This window comes from Streptomyces sp. NPDC053426 (assembly GCF_055585405.1).
On the sequence record NZ_JBVJKE010000003.1, the window covers coordinates 231361 to 247620 of the forward strand.

The window sequence follows — 16260 nt, forward strand, 5'->3', positions numbered from 1 at the left end:
GTTAGTCTGTTGGCGTACGGCGTGGGTCTGGTGCCGTGGTACGACGGAAGGGACGGCATGTACAGCTGGATCTGGCGGCATCTGCCGGGCAACGGATGGGTGCGGGCACTCATCTCACTGGTGCTGATCGTCGCCGTGGTCTACGTCCTCTTCCAGTACGTCTTCCCGTGGGCCGAGCCGCTGCTGCCCTTCAACGATGTGACGGTGGACAACCAGTGAGCGCGCGCATTCTCGTCGTCGACAACTACGACAGCTTCGTCTTCAACCTGGTCCAGTACCTCTACCAACTGGGCGCCGAGTGCGAGGTCCTGCGCAACGACGAGGTGTCGACGGCGCATGCCCAGGACGGTTTCGACGGGGTGCTGCTGTCGCCGGGGCCCGGCACCCCCGAGGAGGCCGGCGTCTGCGTGGACATGGTCCGGCACTGCGCGTCCACCGGGGTGCCGGTCTTCGGCGTCTGCCTCGGCATGCAGTCGATGCAGGTGGCGTACGGCGGTGTCGTGGGCCGTGCGCCCGAGTTGCTGCACGGCAAGACGTCGCCGGTGGAGCACGAGGGCAAGGGCGTCTTCACGGGCCTGCCCTCCCCGTTCACGGCGACCCGCTACCACTCGCTGGCCGCCGACCCGGCCACGGTGCCGGCGGAGCTGGAGGTCACGGCCAGGACGCCGGACGGCATGGTGATGGGGCTCAGGCACCGTGAACTCCTGGTCGAGGGCGTCCAGTTCCATCCCGAGTCGGTGCTGACCGAACACGGCCACCGGATGCTGGCCAACTGGCTGGTGGAGTGCGGCGACGAGGGTGCGGTGGCGAGGTCGGCGGGGCTCGCCCCGGTGGTGGGCAGGGCCACGGCGTGACCGCGCTGCGCCCCGAGCGCGAGTCCGGCGCCGACGCCTACGGCGGCGCCGGCGGACAGGACACCTCGTACGGCGGGCAGCCGTACGGGGCGCCGGGTGCGTACGGGGACGGCTGGTACGGCGACACGGCGTCCGACTCCTACGGCGGCGCTGCCGGGAGCACCGCGTATCTGCCGCCGGTCGACGAGGAGACGGTGGCGCTGCGGATCCCCGAGCCGCCGGAGCGGACGGCTCGGGCGACGCGTGAGGAGTCCGCGTCGGCTCCCTTAGCGGCGCCGGGCGGGCGTGCGGCCCGCAGGAAGGCCGCCAGGAAGCGTCACGGGCGCCGTGGAGGCTCTCACAAGGCCGTGGAGGGCCCTGGCGCGGATGCGGGCCGGGAAGGGGCTCCAGAGGCGCCTGAGGGGGCGTCACGGGCTCCGCTGTCGCGGGTGGAGGCGCGTCGGCAGGCGCGGGCGCGCAAGGCGAGTCCGGCGGTCGTCGCGAGCCGGGCCGTCGGCGAGGTGTTCATCACCTGCGGTGTGCTCATGCTGCTGTTCGTCACCTACCAGTTGTGGTGGACGAACGTGCGGGCGCACGCGCAGGCCGGCAAGGAGGTCAGCGACCTCCAGGAGGACTGGGCCAGCGGCGAGCGCAAGCCGGGGGCGTTCGAGCCGGGGCAGGGCTTCGCGCTGCTGCACATCCCCAAACTGGACGTGGTGGTGCCGATCGCGGAGGGCATCAGCAGCAAGAAGGTGCTCGACCGCGGCATGGTGGGGCACTACGCGGAGGGCGCGCTGAAGACGGCGATGCCGGACGCGAAGACCGGCAACTTCGGGCTCGCGGGCCACCGCAACACGCACGGGGAACCGTTCCGGTACATCAACCGGCTGGAGCCGGGCGACCCGATCGTGGTGGAGACGCAGGACGAGTACTTCGTCTACAAGATGGCGTCGATCCTGCCGGTGACGTCGCCGAGCAATGTGAGCGTCCTCGACCCGGTGCCGAAGGGCTCGGGCTTCACCGGGCCCGGCCGCTACATCACGCTGACCACGTGCACGCCGGAGTTCACCAGCAAGTACCGCTTGATCGTCTGGGGCAAGATGGTCGAGGAACGGCCGCGCAGCAAGGGCAAGCCGGATGCGCTCGTCAGTTAAGGGCAGAGGAAACGTGGCAGCGACCGCCGACGACACCGAAGAACACGCCGACGCGCCCGCGTCCTCGCCGCCACCGGGGCGCCGCCGGCTGGGGCCGGTGGCGATGGTGGTCAGCTTCTTCGGGGAACTCCTCATCACCGTGGGTCTGGTGCTCGGCCTGTTCGTCGTCTACTCGCTGTGGTGGACGAACGTCGTCGCCGACCGCGCGGCGGACAAGCAGGCGGACAAGGTCCGCGACTCCTGGTCCCAGGAGTCCGACGGCGACGGCGGCAGCGGTAAGCCCGCCTCCTACGACAGCAAGAACGGCATCGGCTTCCTGCACGTGCCCGCGATGAGCGGTGACGAGATCCTCGTCGAGAAGGGCACGTCGATGAAGGTCCTCAACGACGGCGTCGCCGGCTACTACACCGACCCCGTGAAGGCGACCCTGCCGACCTCCGGCAAGGAGGGCAACTTCTCCCTCGCCGCCCACCGGGACGGGCACGGCGCGAAGTTCCACGGCATTCACAAGATCGAGAAGGGTGACCCGATCGTCTTCGAGACGAAGGACACCTGGTACGTCTACAAGACCTACGCGATCCTCCCCGAGACCTCGAAGTACAACGTCGACGTCCTCGGGAAGATCCCGAAGGAGTCCGGCAGGAAGAAGGCCGGCCACTACATCACGCTGACCACCTGCACGCCGGTGTACACCAGCAAGTACCGCTACATCGTCTGGGGCGAACTGGTCCGCACGGAGAAGGTGGACGAGGAGCGGACACCGCCGGAGGAATTGCGCTGATTCCCCCTTGGCGAGGGGGCGGTTGTCTAACATGGCGAAGGCCCGAAGTCGCAACTTCCTTTTGCGACTTCGGGCCTTCTGCTCATGGGCCTAGCGCAGCGCCTTCAGCCGTGCTCCCGCGCTCCACGCCTCCAGTTCCTCACGGTTCACGGTGAGGACTCCGCTCAGGTCGGCGATCGCCTGCGCTTCGTGGCTGAAGTAGGACGTGGTGACGAACAGGGCGACATCGACGCGTTCGACGGCTCGCGCGGCTCCGGCGAACCTCTGCATGTCCGAGCTCGGCACGTGGCGGTGGCCCGCCCGGTTCTTGCACTGGACGGCGACGGTACGGCCGTCGGCCGTGCGTGCGGTGATGTCGATGCCCCGGTCGATGTAGGTCTGTCGTACGACGACGTCGCGGCAGCCGTCCCGGCGCAGCAGGCCGGCCACGTGGCGTTCGAACGCCTGCCAGGTCATGGCCGTGATGGAGTTCCTGACCCGGTCCGTCGGGATCGCTTCCTCCAGGCCGCTGATCCGGCGGTGGTGCCGGCACAGCGTGCGTTCGACGTTCTCGATGTCCTCGCGGAGCTCGATGAGTTCGCGGCGGTGTTCACCGGAGGTGGCGATCAGGGCGTTGAACATCGGTACGACGGTCGTGCCGAGGATGCGGGTGATGCGCTGGTCGATGCGGTCGTCGAGCGGGACGGTGCCGGGCTGCGGAGGGTTTTCCACAGGCTGTGTGCGGGCCAGGTACTCCATGTCGAGCAAGTACGTGCGTACCTGACGGGCGACGTGGCTGTCGCGGAGGAGCATCGCGACGTTGAGGACGGCACGACGGGAGTAGATGGTGAGGCTCCGACGGGCCTGTGGATAACTTCCCAGCGAGCGTGACATGTTGTCACTCTCGAATTGTCGCAGGTCAGAGCCTCGGAGTACCGCCATTCCATTGTCCTCGAGTTCTTCACGGTGGCGCTTGGTCAGTTGCCGGACGGCTTCGATCGTGACCTCGAAGTACGTCGCCACCATCGCTGTCGTCACATGCATCCCGTCCGGCAATAGCGACAGGGCCTTGACCCTGTCGAGGACGTCCGTCCGGTCCAGCACGCTGCTGCGCAGAGTCTTCGACTCCAGGAGTGCGAATTCGTTGATCATTTTCTGCCCCTTTCGGCTCGGTGCCCAGGGCAGAACTCCAGATGCCCCACCCCACCCGGTCAACGAGTGGTGACACGCGAAGACACGAGCGAAGCGAGGACGTGTGTGCAGGGCGGGTTCATGACGAGAGCCCCGGCCCCTCCGGAGAGGGTGCCGGGGCTCCTGTCGTACGGAGTGCTACGCGTCAGTCGTCGTCGCGGCCGCCGGTGAGGCCGCCGAAGATGCCGCCGTTGTTGCCCCCGTTGTCGCCCTGCTGGCCGCCGAAGGCGACCAGGGTGACCTTGTCGCCCTTCTTGACCTGCTGGCCTTCCTGCGGGGTGCTCTGGAGCACCATGGCGTTGTCGTCGCCACCGCCCTGGATCTTCTCGAGCTGCAGGCCCGCCCCGGCGAGAACCTGCTTGGCCTGAGCGACCGTCATCTGGGTGACCTTCGGCATGGCGAAGGTCTCGTTCTGCGGTGCCTTGGCGATCTTGATGTTGACCGTGCTGCCGCGGTCGATGTCCGTACCCGGGGCGAAGCTCTGCTCGAAGACGGTGCCCTCGGCCTGGGCCGTGGACTCCTCCTCCGTCTGGGTTCCGAGTACCAGACCCTTTGCCTCCAGCAGCGCCTTGGCGTCAGCGGGGCTCTTGCCCAGGAGGCTGGGCACGGTCACCTGGGCCGTCTCCTTGGCGACGGTGAGGGTGACCGTGGAGCCCTTCTCCTTCGAGGTGCCGCCCTCGGGGTCCTGGGAGAGCACCGTGTCGGGTGTCTGAGTGGATTCCTCGGTCTGCTGCTCGACCTCGAAGCCCTTCTCCTTCAGGGCTTCTTCCGCGTCGTCGAAGCTGAGGCCCTCGACATCCGGGACCTCGACCTTCGGCGCCCCGGTGGACACCGTCAGGTTGACGGTGGAGTCCTTGTCGACCTTGACGCCCGCGTCGGGGTCCTGGTCGCAGATCTTGCCCTTGCTCTGGTCCTCGCAGGGCTCTTCTTTGAAGGTGAGTTTCAAGTCGCCGTTGAGGGCCAGCTGTTCGGCGTCAGCTTTGGTCTCGCCGACGAAGTTCGGGGTCGCGACCTTGTCGTTGCCCACGCCGCCGCCACCGCTGATGGCCCAGCGGCCGATCAGGATCGCGCCGATGAGGACCAGGACACCCGCCACGACCAGCAATATCGTCGAGGTGTTGTTCTTCTGCGGCTGGCGGCGCCGGCTCTGGCGCTCGTCGTAGCCGTAGCCGCCGTCGTCCGGGTTCATGGGCGGCAGCATCGAGGTCGCCGCCGCGGCGCCGGCGTCCTGGCGCAGGGCCGTCGTCGGCTGGTCGTCGGGGTAGCCGCCGTAGCCGACCGCGCCCAGGGCGGCGGTCGCCGCGACGGGCTGGCCGTCGAGGCAGGCCTCGATGTCGGCGCGCATCTCGTCGGCGGACTGGTACCGGTAGTCGGGGTCCTTGACCAGCGCCTTCAGCACGATCGCGTCCATCTCGGGCGTGATCTCGGGGTCGAAGACGCTCGGCGGCTGCGGCTCCTCCCGTACGTGCTGGTAGGCGACCGCGACCGGGGAGTCGCCCACGAAGGGCGGCCGGACGGTCAGCAGCTCGTACAGCAGGCAGCCGGTGGAGTACAGGTCGGAACGCGCGTCGACCTGCTCGCCCTTGGCCTGCTCCGGCGAGAGGTACTGCGCGGTGCCGATGACGGCCGCGGTCTGGGTCATCGTCATGCCGGAGTCGCCCATCGCGCGGGCGATGCCGAAGTCCATGACCTTGACCTGGCCGTTGCGCGTCAGCATGACGTTGGCCGGCTTGATGTCGCGGTGGACGATGCCGGCCCGGTGGGAGTACTCCAGGGCCTGGAGGATGCCGATGGTCATCTCCAGCGTGCGCTCCGGCAGCAGCTTGCGGCCGCTGTGCAGGAGTTCACGGAGCGTGGAGCCGTCGACGTACTCCATGACGATGTACGGGATGGAGACCCCGTCGATGTAGTCCTCGCCCGTGTCGTAGACCGCGACGATCGCGGGATGGTTGAGCGAGGCGGCCGACTGGGCCTCCCGGCGGAACCGGGCCTGGAAGGACGGGTCGCGTGCGAGATCCGCGCGCAGCGTCTTCACCGCCACCTGGCGCCCGAGCCTGGTGTCATGCGCGTGGTAAACCTCCGCCATGCCACCACGGCCGAGCACCGGGCCCAGCTCGTACCGGCCGCCTAGGCGACGCGGCTCTTCCATAGCTACCTACCAGCCCTCTCCGTCGGTCCCGGGAGGCACACTTGTGCCGCCGGAGGCTGCCGTCCGGGCCTACCGTACCCGGCTCGCTTTGTGTGACCTGGCCAAGTACGTCAGCTGATACAGGACCGGTACCGCAACGTGCACCGATGTGAAGCAGACGTGACCGGGGTCACTGCTTGCCCTTGAGGACCGCCTCCATGACGGCCTTGGCGATCGGTGCGGCCAGGCCGCCGCCGCTGATGTCGGCACCGGTCGCGGCACTGTCCTCGACGATGACGGCGACGGCGACCGGGGAACCCCCGTCGGTCTTGGCGTACGAGATGAACCAGGCGTAGGGCTTGCCGCTGTTGTTGACGCCGCGCTCGGCGGTACCGGTCTTGCCGCCGACGGTGACGCCGTCGATCCGGGCGTTGCCTCCGGTGCCGTCCTCGACGACGGTCTCCATCATCTCCTGGATCTTCTGGGCGTTCTCCGAGGAGAGGGGCTGGGACAGCTCCTGCGGTTCGGTCGTCTCGATGGTGTCCAGGTTCGCGGCCTTGAGCTGGTCGACCATGTACGGCTTCATCAGCTTGCCGTCGTTGGCGATGGCCGCGGTGACCATGGCCATCTGGAGCGGGGTGGCGCGGTTGGATGCCTGGCCGATGCCGGCCATGGCGTTCTGCGACCTGTTGTCCTCGGGGAAGACGCTCTCGGCGGCGCGTACGGGGGTGTCGAGCTCCGGGTTGTTGAAGCCGAACTTCTCCGCGTACTCGATCATCTTCTCGTTGCCGACTTCGTGGCTGAGCTTGCCGAAGACGGAGTTGCAGGAGTACTGCATGGCCACGCGCAGGGTGGCGTTCTCACAGGGGATGTTCCCGTGGTTCCGCAGGGGCGTGGTGGTGTCCGGCATGATCCACGGTTCCGGAGTGTCGGTCTTGGCGTCGATGTCGGTGACCAGACCCTCCTCCAGCGCCGCCGCGGCGGTGACCACCTTGAAGGTGGAGCCCGGCGAGTAGGTCTCGCGCAGTGCCCGGTTCAGCATCGGGTCGTCGGGGTTGTTCGCCTTCTGGACCGCCTGCCAGGCCTTGGCGTCCTCGTTGGAGGTTCCGGCGAACTTCGACGGGTCGTACGACGGCGTGGAGGCCAGTGCCAGGATCTTGCCGGTCTCCGGGTCGATCGCGGCGACGGCGCCCTTCTTGTCGCCGAGGCCCTCGTACGCGGCCTTCTGCGCGGCGGCGTCGAGGGTGGTGACGACGCTGCCGCCCTCCTTCGGCTTGCCCGTGATCATGTCGAGGGTGTTGCGGAAGAAGAGCCGGTCGTCGTTGCCGGTGAGGATGCCGTCCTCCAGCTTCTCCAGCTGGTTGGCTCCGAAGGCCTGCGAGGAGTAGCCGGTGACCGGCGCCCACATGGCGCCGTCGGTCCAGGTGCGCTTGAACTTGTAGTCGCCGCTCTTGGACTCGACGGACCCGGTGATGGCCTTGCCGTCGACGATGATGTTGCCGCGCGGGGTGGCGTAGCGCTCGATGTTGACGCGGCGGTTCTTGTCGTCGGTGGCCAGCTCGTCGGCCTGGACGTACTGCAGCCAGTTGCCCCGGACGAGCAGGGCGAGGATGAGCAGGCCGCAGAAGATCGCGACCCGGCGCAAGGGCTTGTTCACGGGCGGACCACCTGGGTCATCTCGGCGTCGGGGTTGGTGGCGGGGGCGGGCGCCGGACGGCGGGCGGTGTCGCTGATCCTGAGCAGGATGCCGATCAGTGCCCAGTTGGCGATGACGGAGGAACCTCCGTACGCCAGGAAGGGCATCGTCATACCGGTCAGCGGGATCAGGCTCATGACGCCGCCTGCCACGACGAAGACCTGGAGCGCGAAGGCGCCGGACAGGCCGATGGCGAGCAGTTTGCCGAACGGGTCGCGGGCGGCGAGCGAGGTGCGCACGCCGCGCTCCACGATCAGCGCGTAGAGCAGGAGCAGGGCCATGACGCCGGCCAGGCCGATCTCCTCGCCGAAGGTGGCGAGGATGAAGTCGGAGTTGGCGGCGAAGCCGATGAGGTCGGAGTGGCCCTGGCCCCAGCCGCTGCCGAGGGTGCCGCCGGAGCCGAAGGCCCACAGGGCCTGCATGGACTGCTCGGTGTGGCCGATGACACCTTCCCGGCTGAGCTCGAACTCGTGCATCGGGTCGAGCCAGGCCTGGACGCGCTGCTGTACGTGGGGTTCGAAGGAGGCGACGCCGACGGCGCCGGCGGCGGACATCAGCAGGCCGAACACGATCCAGCTGGTCCGCTCGGTGGCGACGTACAGCATGATCACGAACATGCCGAAGAACAGCAGCGAGGTGCCGAGGTCGGTCTCGAAGACCAGGATCAGGATGGAGATGATCCAGACGACGATGATCGGGCCGAGGTCGCGGCCGCGGGGCAGGTAGAGGCCCATGAAGCGGCGGCTGGCGAGGGCCAGGGCGTCGCGCTTGACCATGAGGTAGCCCGCGAAGAAGACCGCGAGGACGATCTTGGCGAACTCGCCGGGCTGGAGGGTGCCGAGACCGGGGATCTTGATCCAGATCTTGGCGCCGAAGTTGTCGTGGCCGAGGCCCGGGACCAGTGGCAGGAGCAGCAGGACCAGTGCGCCGGCCATGGAGATGTAGGTGTAGCGCTGCAGGACGCGGTGGTCCTTGAGGAAGAACAGTACGGCCACGAACAGGGCGACGCCGAGGGCGGAGTACAGCAGCTGGCGTGGCGCGGCCTCGACGAAGACGCTGCTCGCCTGCAGTCGCTTCGACTGGTCCAGGCGCCAGATGGCGACCAGGCCGATGCCGTTCAGCAGGGTGGCCAGCGGCAGCAGCAGCGGGTCCGCGTACGGCGCGAACTTCCGTACGGCGAGATGGCCGACGCCCGCCAGCAGGCCGAGGCCCAGGCCGTAGCTCAGCAGCCCGGCGGGCACCTCGTCGTTGAGGGCCAGTCCCACGTTGGCGTAGGCGAAGACCGGGATGACGACGGCGAACACCAGGAGCGCCAGCTCGGTGTTGCGGCGGCTGGGCGCTCCGATCGCGCCGATCGTGGACGTGTGCTGCGTCGACGGGTTGGTAGTACTGCTCATCGTGTGACAGGGCCTCTCACGGCTTGCCTACTGCTTACCGCACAGGGAGACGACCTTCTGCTCCTCCTCCGAGAGGCTGGGGCCGGGGCTGGAAGTGGGTGCGGTCGTGGACGGGGGCGTGGACTGCTCCGGGGCCTTCGCCGAACCCGAGGGGTTCGGCGTCGGCGAGGCCTTGGACGTGAAGGAGGCGGGTGTGGTTCCCGTGGTGCCTCCGGCCTCGCCCTCGCCGGTCTTCGCGTTCTTCTCGCTCTCGGCGGAACGCCGCTCGGCCTGCTTCTTGCACGCGGAGGCCTGTACCGACAGTTCCTCGATCTTCGCGCGGGCGCCGTAGAGGTCGCCTTCGGCGATGGTCGCCTCGACCAGCTTCCGCTGGTAGGGCGGTAGGTACTTGAGTTCGATCTCGGGGTGGTCCTTCTCGATCTCCGAGAGGGAGACCCAGGCCAGGTCCTGGCTGATGCCCTGGTACAGGGCGACGTGTTCGCCGTTGACGCCGACGTAGTACTGGGTCTGGGTCCAGCGCCAGCCGCCGTACAGGCCGCCGCCGAGGACGGCGAGCGCGAGCAGGCTGTAGACGGACCGCTTGAGCCACCGGCGGTTCTTGCCGGGCTTGACGAAGTCGTCGTCGCCGTAGGCGAAGCCGTCGGTGGGGATGAAGCCGGTGATGTCGCCGCTGCCGGGCGGGCCGAACTCGCCTCCGCCGCCGCTCTCTCCGCGCCGCCTGCCGAGACCGGAGGCGCGGCCGGCCGGGGTCTGCATGATGCCGTTGTCGGAGAGCTGGTTCTGGTTCTCGGCGACGGCGCCGACCACGACCGGGGTGTCGGAGAGCTGCCCGGCGAGGGTGTCGCCGGTGTCGAGGTCCAGGACGTCGGCGACGATCACGGTGATGTTGTCGGGGCCGCCGCCGCGCAGGGCCAGCTCGATCAGGTTCTGGACGGTCTCCTCGGGGCCCTGGTAGCTGGCCAGGGCGTCCTCGAGGGTCTGGTGGGAGACCACGCCGGACAGGCCGTCGGAGCAGATCAGGTACCGGTCGCCGGCCCGGACCTCGCGGATGGAGAGGTCGGGTTCGACGTGCTCGCCGCTGCCGAGGGCCCGCATCAGCAGGGAGCGCTGCGGGTGGGTGGTGGCCTCCTCCTCGGTGATCCGGCCCTCGTCGACCAGACGCTGTACCCAGGTGTGGTCCTGGGTGATCTGGGTGAGGACGCCGTCGCGCAGGAGGTAGGCGCGGGAGTCGCCGACGTGCACCATGCCGAGGCGCTGACCGGTCCACAGCAGGGCGGTCAGGGTGGTGCCCATGCCCTCGAGCTGGGGGTCCTCCTCGACCATCATGCGCAGCTGGTCGTTGGCCCGCTGGACGGCGGTGCCGAGCGAGGTGAGCAGGTCGGAACCGGGGACGTCGTCGTCGAGGGCGACGATGGTGGAGATCGCCTCGGAGGAGGCGACCTCGCCGGCGGCGGCGCCGCCCATGCCGTCGGCGATGGCGAGCAGGCGCGGACCGGCGTAACCGGAGTCCTCGTTGCCCTCCCGGATCATGCCCTTGTGCGATCCGGCGGCGAAGCGCAGAGACAGGCTCATGCGCACCTCGCCAGTCGGCTCCGGGTACAGCCGGTCGTGTCGAGCCACACTGCCCACCCTCCGGTCGGGAGCGCGCCGGGACCCTGGTAGGGGACCCCCACTGCGTGCTCGCTCCGCTCGCGCTCATTCATTGGTGTAGCACTACTTCCGCAGCTCGATGACGGTCTTGCCGATGCGGATCGGTGCGCCCAGCGAAATCGGTGTGGGGGTCGTCAGCCGGGTCCGGTCCAGGTAGGTGCCGTTGGTGGAGCCCAGGTCCTCGACGATCCACTGGCCGTCGCGGTCCGGGTAGATCCTGGCATGGCGGCTGGAGGCGTAGTCGTCGTCCAGCACGATCGTGCTGTCGTGCGCCCGGCCCAGGGTGATGGTCTGGCCCTGGAGGGCGACGGTGGTGCCGGTGAGGGTGCCTTCGGTCACGACCAGCTTGGTGGGGGTGTTCCGGCCGCGGCGGCCACCGCCGCCGGACTGCTGGCGCTGCTGCGGAGGTGCCTGGCGGGCGGCCTGCTGCGGCCGGCCGGCGTCCCGCCGTGATCCGCGCTGGGTGACGCGGGTGCCGAACAGGTCACTCCGGATGACCTGCACGGCCACGATCACGAACAGCCACAGTACGGCCAGGAACCCCAGCCGCATGACCGTGAGGGTCAGCTCTGACATTGCCCCCGCTTCACCCTTCGGCTTGCCTATAGATAACGGTGGTGCTGCCCACGACGATCCGCGAGCCGTCGCGGAGCGTAGCGCGGGTGGTGTGCTGCCCGTCCACCACGATGCCGTTGGTGGATCCGAGATCCTGGATCGTCGAGGGCGTTCCGGTCCGGATCTCGCAGTGCCGGCGGGAGACGCCGGGGTCGTCGATCCGTACGTCGGCTTCGGTGCTGCGGCCCATCACCAGGGTGGCGCGGGAGATCTGGTGGCGGGTGCCGTTGATCTCGATCCAGTAGCGGGTGCGTCCGCCGGGGGCGGCGGGGGGCCGCTGGCCGCCTGTGGGCTGCGGGTAGCCGTAACCGCCACCGCCGGGCCTGCCGCCGGGCGGCGGCGCGGTCGGCATGGGCGGGGCGCCCGCGGGCCCGGCCGGCGGGTAGCCGTAGCCGCCGGGGCGGCCGGCCGGCGGTGCGCCGCCGGGTGCGCCGGCGGCCTGGCCGGCGGAGGAGGAGGCGAGCGTGCGGCTGCGGACCCGGTACAGGCCGGTGTCGAGGTCGTCCGCCTTCTCCAGGTGCACCTTGATGGGGCCCATGAAGGTGTAGCGCTGCTGCTTGGCGTAGTCGCGCACCATGCCGGCGAGCTCGTCGCCGAGCTGGCCGGAGTACGGGCTGAGCCGCTCGAAGTCGGGAGTGCTCAGTTCGACGATGAAGTCGTTGGGTACGACGGTGCGGTCGCGGTTCCAGATGGTGGCGTTGTTGTCGCACTCCCGCTGGAGCGCTCCCGCGATCTCCACGGGCTGCACCTCGGACTTGAACACCTTGGCGAAGGTGCCGTTGACCAGACCTTCGAGACGCTGCTCGAACTTCTTCAGGACTCCCATGGGGCACCTCCTCCGTAGCTGCCGTCCTGTGTACTGCCCGGCGCACCGTTTCGTGCACCGCCTACCTGGTACTGCTTACTGATCGTATCCACGCGCCGGTCGATCGGCTGGTTCCCCCTGTCGGCCCGGTCGACGGGTGTCGACGCCTGACGAAGTTCCCTCCGGAGCCCCTCTTCGAACTCCTTCGGCGAACTCCTTCGGCCGTGCTCGTGCGCGTCGTTCTGCCATGGATCGTAGAGGGGGCCGCAGACCAGTGTCCCGCACCCGGCTGTGGACTCCACCCGGCTCATGGACAGACGGGGACTACCGGTACGAGGTTGATACGTGAATCAGTCGGCGTCGCGACATCAGAGGCTCGGGGAGGCCGGCCGGGGCGATGCGGGGCCGGTGGGGCGGCGGGGGCGGCGGGAGCGGTCGCGGGGAAAGGGATGTGAATCCATCCCGGCCAGCGTGCTAATGTTCTGGGTGTCGGAAGGCGCAAGGCCCCAAGGGGCAGGGCCCGGAAGACACACCCAATGCGCGGGTGGCGGAATAGGCAGACGCGCTGGATTCAGGTTCCAGTGCCCGCAAGGGCGTGGGGGTTCAACTCCCCCCTCGCGCACACCGTCGAAACGGGCGGCATCCATCGGATGCCGCCCGTTTCGCATGCTCGGGGCGAGTGCGGCGGCGGGATGACGTGTGAGGAACATCTCATGATCCTTTTCGTCGTGGAGCGGTGTGCCGTCCACCTCCGAGGCCGCCCTTCCGAGGCCCCCAGGGGGCCTCGGAAGAGAACGGGGAGGGCGTCGGCGGGACCTCCGGAGCGGGTCGCGTGGGCTCACTCGCGCACGCCCGCCGACTCCAGCGCGGGCCGGCGCAGGGCGAGGGCGGCGGGGGCGACCGCGGAGGCCGTGGCGAGTACGGCGCAGGCGGCCGTGACGGCGGCGAGCGTGGACCAGGGGAGGGCGATCGTGGCGGGGGCCGAGAGCAGGGCCAGCGCTCCCCACATGCCGGCCAGGTTGAGCGTGGCCACGGTCAGGCCCAGGACCGCGCCGACCGCGACCACCGTCAGCGACTCCGCGCCCACCATCCGCAGCACCTGCCACTGCGTGGCCCCGGCCAGCCGCAGGACAGCGAGGTCGCGCACCCGGTCGGAGGTCGCCATGACCATGGTGTTGGCCAGGGAGATGCCCGTGTACAGCAGGGCGATGCCGAGGACCAGCAGAAGGCCGTAACGGGTGGTGCTTTCCGCCTCGGGGTCCGTGGCGGAGAGCCACTGCTCCGCGGTGAGGACACGACCGCCGGCGGGCCGCGCCGCCCGCTCCAGCCCGGCGGCCACCACGCGCGCGTCGGCGCCGTCCGCGAGGGCGACGTCCACCCGGTCCGCGCGGGCGCCCGGCGCGTTGGCCGGAGTGACGTAGACGCCGTTGTCGCCGGTGCCGGTGGTCATCACCGCGGCGATCCGCAGCGTCCGCTCCGTGCCGTCCCCGAGCCACACCCGCACGCGCTGCCCCACCGTGTGCCGCTCCCACTCCTCGTTGACGACGATCGAGCCGTCGTCGAGGTCGGTGACCTTCCCCGCGGCGAGCGGCAGCCGCGCGGTGGCCGCCAGCGCCCCGGGGGCGACGGCACGGGCCTCGGACCTGACCAGCGCCACACCTTCCTCCAGGACGTACACCGCGCTCGGCGCGCTCGCCGACACCCGCGCGCCGGGCACCGCGCGCAGCCGGTCCAGGGTCCGCGCGTCGAAGGCCCCGTCACCCGCGGCCGTGACGACGAACGCCGCGGTGGTCCGCTCCCGCGCCTCGGCGGCCCCGGCCCGGTCCAGGGTGGCGGTGGCGCCGAGCAACGAGCCCGCGAGGGCGACCGTGACCAGCACGGGCGCCGCGACCGCGGCCGTACGGCGCACCCCGGCGGCCGCGTTCTCACGCACCAGCATGCCGATCGCCCCCGGCAGCCAGGCCAACAGCCGGGTCAGCGGGCGTACCACCAGCGGGGCGAGCAGCGCGGCGGCGGTGATCAGCAGCATGGGCCGGCTGACGTAGGTCTTGCGGTGCAGCAGGTCGCCCGGGTCGCCGAGCAGCGCCACGGCGAGCGTCACCCCGGCGGTCAGCAGCAGAGCCGCGCCGCACAGCCACCGCCCCCGCGTCATGGCCCCGCTGTCGGCGGACGCCTCGCGCAGCGCCTGGACGGGGCCCGTGCGCCCCGCCCGCCAGGAGGCCACGACGACACCGCTCAGGGCGACGAGGAGCCCCGTCCAGAACGCCACGTGGTACGGCCAGTCCGCGTCGCCGATCGTGAACCAGCCCGGCGCCAGCTCCACGTCGACCACCCACGCGGCCAGCGAGGGCGCCGCGTACCCGCCGAGCGCGCAGCCGGCGGCCGAGGCGAGCACCCCGACCAGCAGGGCCTCGGCGGCCACCATGCGCCGTATCCGGCCAGGCGTGGCCCCCGCGGTGCGCAGCAGTCCGAACTCCCGGCGCCGCCGGTCGACCGCGAAGGCGAAGGTGGACGCCACCACGAACACCGAGACGAAGGCGGACACCCCGCCCGCCGTGCCGAACAGGGCGTTCATCGCGGTCAGCGCCTCGCCGTCCCGCCCGGGATCCGCGTCGGCGTACCGGAGGCCGTCCCCGGTGAGGACCCGGACGCCCTCGGCTGAGCGCACCGCTTCCCGTACGGCCTCGGGGTCGGCGTCCACGACCAGCTGGACGACGGCCGGGGACAGCTCGGCGGCGCGCGCGTCGGTGTGGAAGACGGCGTGCTCGAAGCCGCGGTCGGCCACGGTGCCCACGACCCGCACGGTGCCGTGGTCCGTGCGCACCCGCGCGCCGGGCCGCGTCCAGTCGCCGCTGACGACGACCTCGTCGTCCGCGCGGGGCGCACGGCCCGCGTCGAGGGCGTACGGGGCGAACGCGGCGGTGGACCAGGGGTGGCCGGTCAGCTCGCCGGGGCCGCCCTCCGCGCGGACGGGATAGGAGCGGTCCTCGACGACCGTGCCGAGCCGGCGCAGCTTCGCGACGGTCGCCGCCGGCACCGGGCGCGGGTGCGCCAGTTCCTCGGTCTTCTCGCCGTTCGGCGTCGGTACGCGCAAGGTGTCCGCGCCCTTGACCACGGCCGGGGCGGCGGCGAACCGCTCCGGTTCCCGCGCGGGGGCGTCCAGGGAGGAGGCGAGGGCGAGTCCCATGACGGTGAGGAGGGCCACGCCCAGCGCGAGGGCGGTGAAGCTGCCGGCGAAGGTGATCCACCGGGCGCGCAGGGTGCGCAGGGCGAGGCTCAGCACGGCGCGGCCTCCAGCCCGGTCATCCGCGCGGCGACGGTGTCGGCGCCCGCCCCGGTCAGCTCGCCGTGGACGCGGCCGTCGACCAGGAAGACCACGCGGTCGGCGCGGGAGGCGGCCACCGGGTCGTGGGTCACCATGACGACCGTCTGTCCCCCGCGGTCCACCATGCCGCGCAGCAGCGTGAGCACCTCGTGTCCGGTGCGGGAGTCCAGCGCGCCGGTCGGTTCGTCGGCGAACAGCACCTCGGGGCGGGTGACCAGGGCGCGGGCCAGCGCGACGCGTTGCTGCTGACCGCCGGACAGCTCGGCGGGCCGGTGCCGGGCGCGGTCGCCGAGACCGACCTGGTGGAGCGCCTCACGGATCCGGGCCCGCGGCACGCGCCGGCCGGCCAGTCGCAGGGGGAGGGCGACGTTCTGCTCGGCGGTCAGCGTCGGCAGCAGGTTGAACGCCTGGAAGACGAAGCCGACGCGCTCGCGGCGCAGCAGGGTCAGCCGTCTCTCGCCGAGCCCGGTCAGCTCGGTGCCGCCGACGGTGACCGAGCCCGAGGTGGGCCGGTCGAGCCCGGCGGCGCACTGCAGCAGTGTCGACTTGCCGGAGCCGGACGGGCCCATCACGGCGGTGAAACTCCCGCGGGGGAAGGCGAGGGAGACCTCGTCCAGCGCGCTCACCGCCCCGCCGCCCGACCCGTACCGCCGGCTCACCCGACGCAAGGTGACCGCGTCGCCGTCCCTCTGGCTCATGTGCCCTG

Annotated in this window: 13 protein-coding genes and 1 tRNA gene; 5 read left to right on the forward strand and 9 right to left on the reverse strand. The window is 70.5% G+C overall.

The genetic code is table 11. The features are described 5' to 3' along the window. Positions 1 to 57: 57 nt before the first annotated feature. The 4 genes from ACZ62B_RS07995 to ACZ62B_RS08010 are packed head-to-tail and all read left to right on the forward strand — an operon-like array spanning position 58 to position 2768. Positions 58 to 219: a hypothetical protein gene (locus ACZ62B_RS07995; protein WP_185931086.1), complete on the forward strand. Its 162-nt coding sequence runs from the start codon at positions 58 to 60 to the stop codon at positions 217 to 219. Then, positions 216 to 854: an aminodeoxychorismate/anthranilate synthase component II gene (locus ACZ62B_RS08000; protein WP_344563174.1), complete on the forward strand. Its 639-nt coding sequence runs from the start codon at positions 216 to 218 to the stop codon at positions 852 to 854. Before ACZ62B_RS07995 ends, ACZ62B_RS08000 begins: the two co-directional genes overlap by 4 nt. Beyond that, positions 851 to 1987: a class E sortase gene (locus tag ACZ62B_RS08005; protein WP_344563172.1), complete on the forward strand. Its 1137-nt coding sequence runs from the start codon at positions 851 to 853 to the stop codon at positions 1985 to 1987. The genes ACZ62B_RS08000 and ACZ62B_RS08005 overlap by 4 nt, the downstream gene beginning before the upstream one ends. 13 nt (positions 1988 to 2000) lie before the next feature. Further along, positions 2001 to 2768 (forward strand): class E sortase, encoded by a 768-nt coding sequence (locus tag ACZ62B_RS08010; RefSeq protein ID WP_344563170.1) that lies wholly within the window; start codon positions 2001 to 2003, stop codon positions 2766 to 2768. A 90-nt stretch (positions 2769 to 2858) separates the two neighbouring features. Here ACZ62B_RS08010 and ACZ62B_RS08015 read toward each other — a convergent pair whose 3' ends face one another. From ACZ62B_RS08015 to ACZ62B_RS08045, 7 genes are all read right to left on the reverse strand, one after another. Continuing rightward, the gene (locus ACZ62B_RS08015) at positions 2859 to 3899 is read right to left on the reverse strand and encodes a restriction endonuclease (RefSeq protein WP_468887432.1); all 1041 of its coding nucleotides are present in this window, start codon (positions 3897 to 3899) and stop codon (positions 2859 to 2861) included. 184 nt (positions 3900 to 4083) lie between these two features. Then, positions 4084 to 6087, reverse strand: a complete 2004-nt coding sequence (gene pknB / locus ACZ62B_RS08020; protein WP_468721014.1) for a Stk1 family PASTA domain-containing Ser/Thr kinase — start codon at positions 6085 to 6087, stop codon at positions 4084 to 4086. Positions 6088 to 6256: 169 nt separating this feature from the next. Beyond that, positions 6257 to 7723 (reverse strand): peptidoglycan D,D-transpeptidase FtsI family protein, encoded by a 1467-nt coding sequence (locus ACZ62B_RS08025; RefSeq protein WP_469689431.1) that lies wholly within the window; start codon positions 7721 to 7723, stop codon positions 6257 to 6259. Continuing rightward, positions 7720 to 9159 carry an FtsW/RodA/SpoVE family cell cycle protein gene (locus ACZ62B_RS08030; RefSeq protein WP_468883592.1) on the reverse strand — a complete coding sequence of 480 codons (1440 nt, stop codon included), beginning with the start codon at positions 9157 to 9159 and terminating at the stop codon, positions 7720 to 7722. The genes ACZ62B_RS08025 and ACZ62B_RS08030 overlap by 4 nt, the downstream gene beginning before the upstream one ends. Positions 9160 to 9186: 27 nt before the next feature. Then, positions 9187 to 10731 carry a Stp1/IreP family PP2C-type Ser/Thr phosphatase gene (locus ACZ62B_RS08035; protein WP_344563156.1) on the reverse strand — a complete coding sequence of 515 codons (1545 nt, stop codon included), beginning with the start codon at positions 10729 to 10731 and terminating at the stop codon, positions 9187 to 9189. A gap of 141 nt (positions 10732 to 10872) precedes the next feature. Beyond that, entirely contained in the window at positions 10873 to 11385 is a 513-nt protein-coding gene (locus ACZ62B_RS08040) for an FHA domain-containing protein FhaB/FipA (protein ID WP_073933299.1), read from the reverse strand. A gap of 10 nt (positions 11386 to 11395) precedes the next feature. After that, a complete protein-coding gene (locus ACZ62B_RS08045) occupies positions 11396 to 12250 on the reverse strand; it encodes an FhaA domain-containing protein (protein ID WP_469689433.1) in 855 nt (284 codons plus the stop codon). Between the two features lie 517 nt (positions 12251 to 12767). Here ACZ62B_RS08045 and ACZ62B_RS08050 point away from each other — a divergent pair. Then, positions 12768 to 12851: transfer RNA gene (locus tag ACZ62B_RS08050), tRNA-Leu, on the forward strand. A 216-nt stretch (positions 12852 to 13067) separates the two neighbouring features. Here ACZ62B_RS08050 and ACZ62B_RS08055 read toward each other — a convergent pair. Beyond that, positions 13068 to 15512, reverse strand: a complete 2445-nt coding sequence (locus ACZ62B_RS08055) for an ABC transporter permease (RefSeq protein ID WP_469689435.1) — start codon at positions 15510 to 15512, stop codon at positions 13068 to 13070. After that, complete coding sequence (locus tag ACZ62B_RS08060) at positions 15506 to 16252, reverse strand: ABC transporter ATP-binding protein (protein WP_344563152.1); 747 nt, start codon at positions 16250 to 16252, stop codon at positions 15506 to 15508. The genes ACZ62B_RS08055 and ACZ62B_RS08060 overlap by 7 nt, the downstream gene beginning before the upstream one ends. Between the last annotated feature and the right edge of the window lie 8 nt (positions 16253 to 16260).

Coding starts and splice junctions, on each gene's coding strand:
- pknB (WP_468721014.1), bottom strand. CDS start 6,087: ATGGAAGAGCCGCGTCGCCTAGGCGGCCGGTACGAGCTGGGCCCGGTG.
- ACZ62B_RS08060 (WP_344563152.1), bottom strand. CDS start 16,252: ATGAGCCAGAGGGACGGCGACGCGGTCACCTTGCGTCGGGTGAGCCGG.
- ACZ62B_RS08015 (WP_468887432.1), bottom strand. CDS start 3,899: ATGATCAACGAATTCGCACTCCTGGAGTCGAAGACTCTGCGCAGCAGC.
- ACZ62B_RS08030 (WP_468883592.1), bottom strand. CDS start 9,159: ATGAGCAGTACTACCAACCCGTCGACGCAGCACACGTCCACGATCGGC.
- ACZ62B_RS08045 (WP_469689433.1), bottom strand. CDS start 12,250: ATGGGAGTCCTGAAGAAGTTCGAGCAGCGTCTCGAAGGTCTGGTCAAC.
- ACZ62B_RS08035 (WP_344563156.1), bottom strand. CDS start 10,731: ATGAGCCTGTCTCTGCGCTTCGCCGCCGGATCGCACAAGGGCATGATC.
- ACZ62B_RS08040 (WP_073933299.1), bottom strand. CDS start 11,385: ATGTCAGAGCTGACCCTCACGGTCATGCGGCTGGGGTTCCTGGCCGTA.
- ACZ62B_RS07995 (WP_185931086.1), top strand. CDS start 58: ATGTACAGCTGGATCTGGCGGCATCTGCCGGGCAACGGATGGGTGCGG.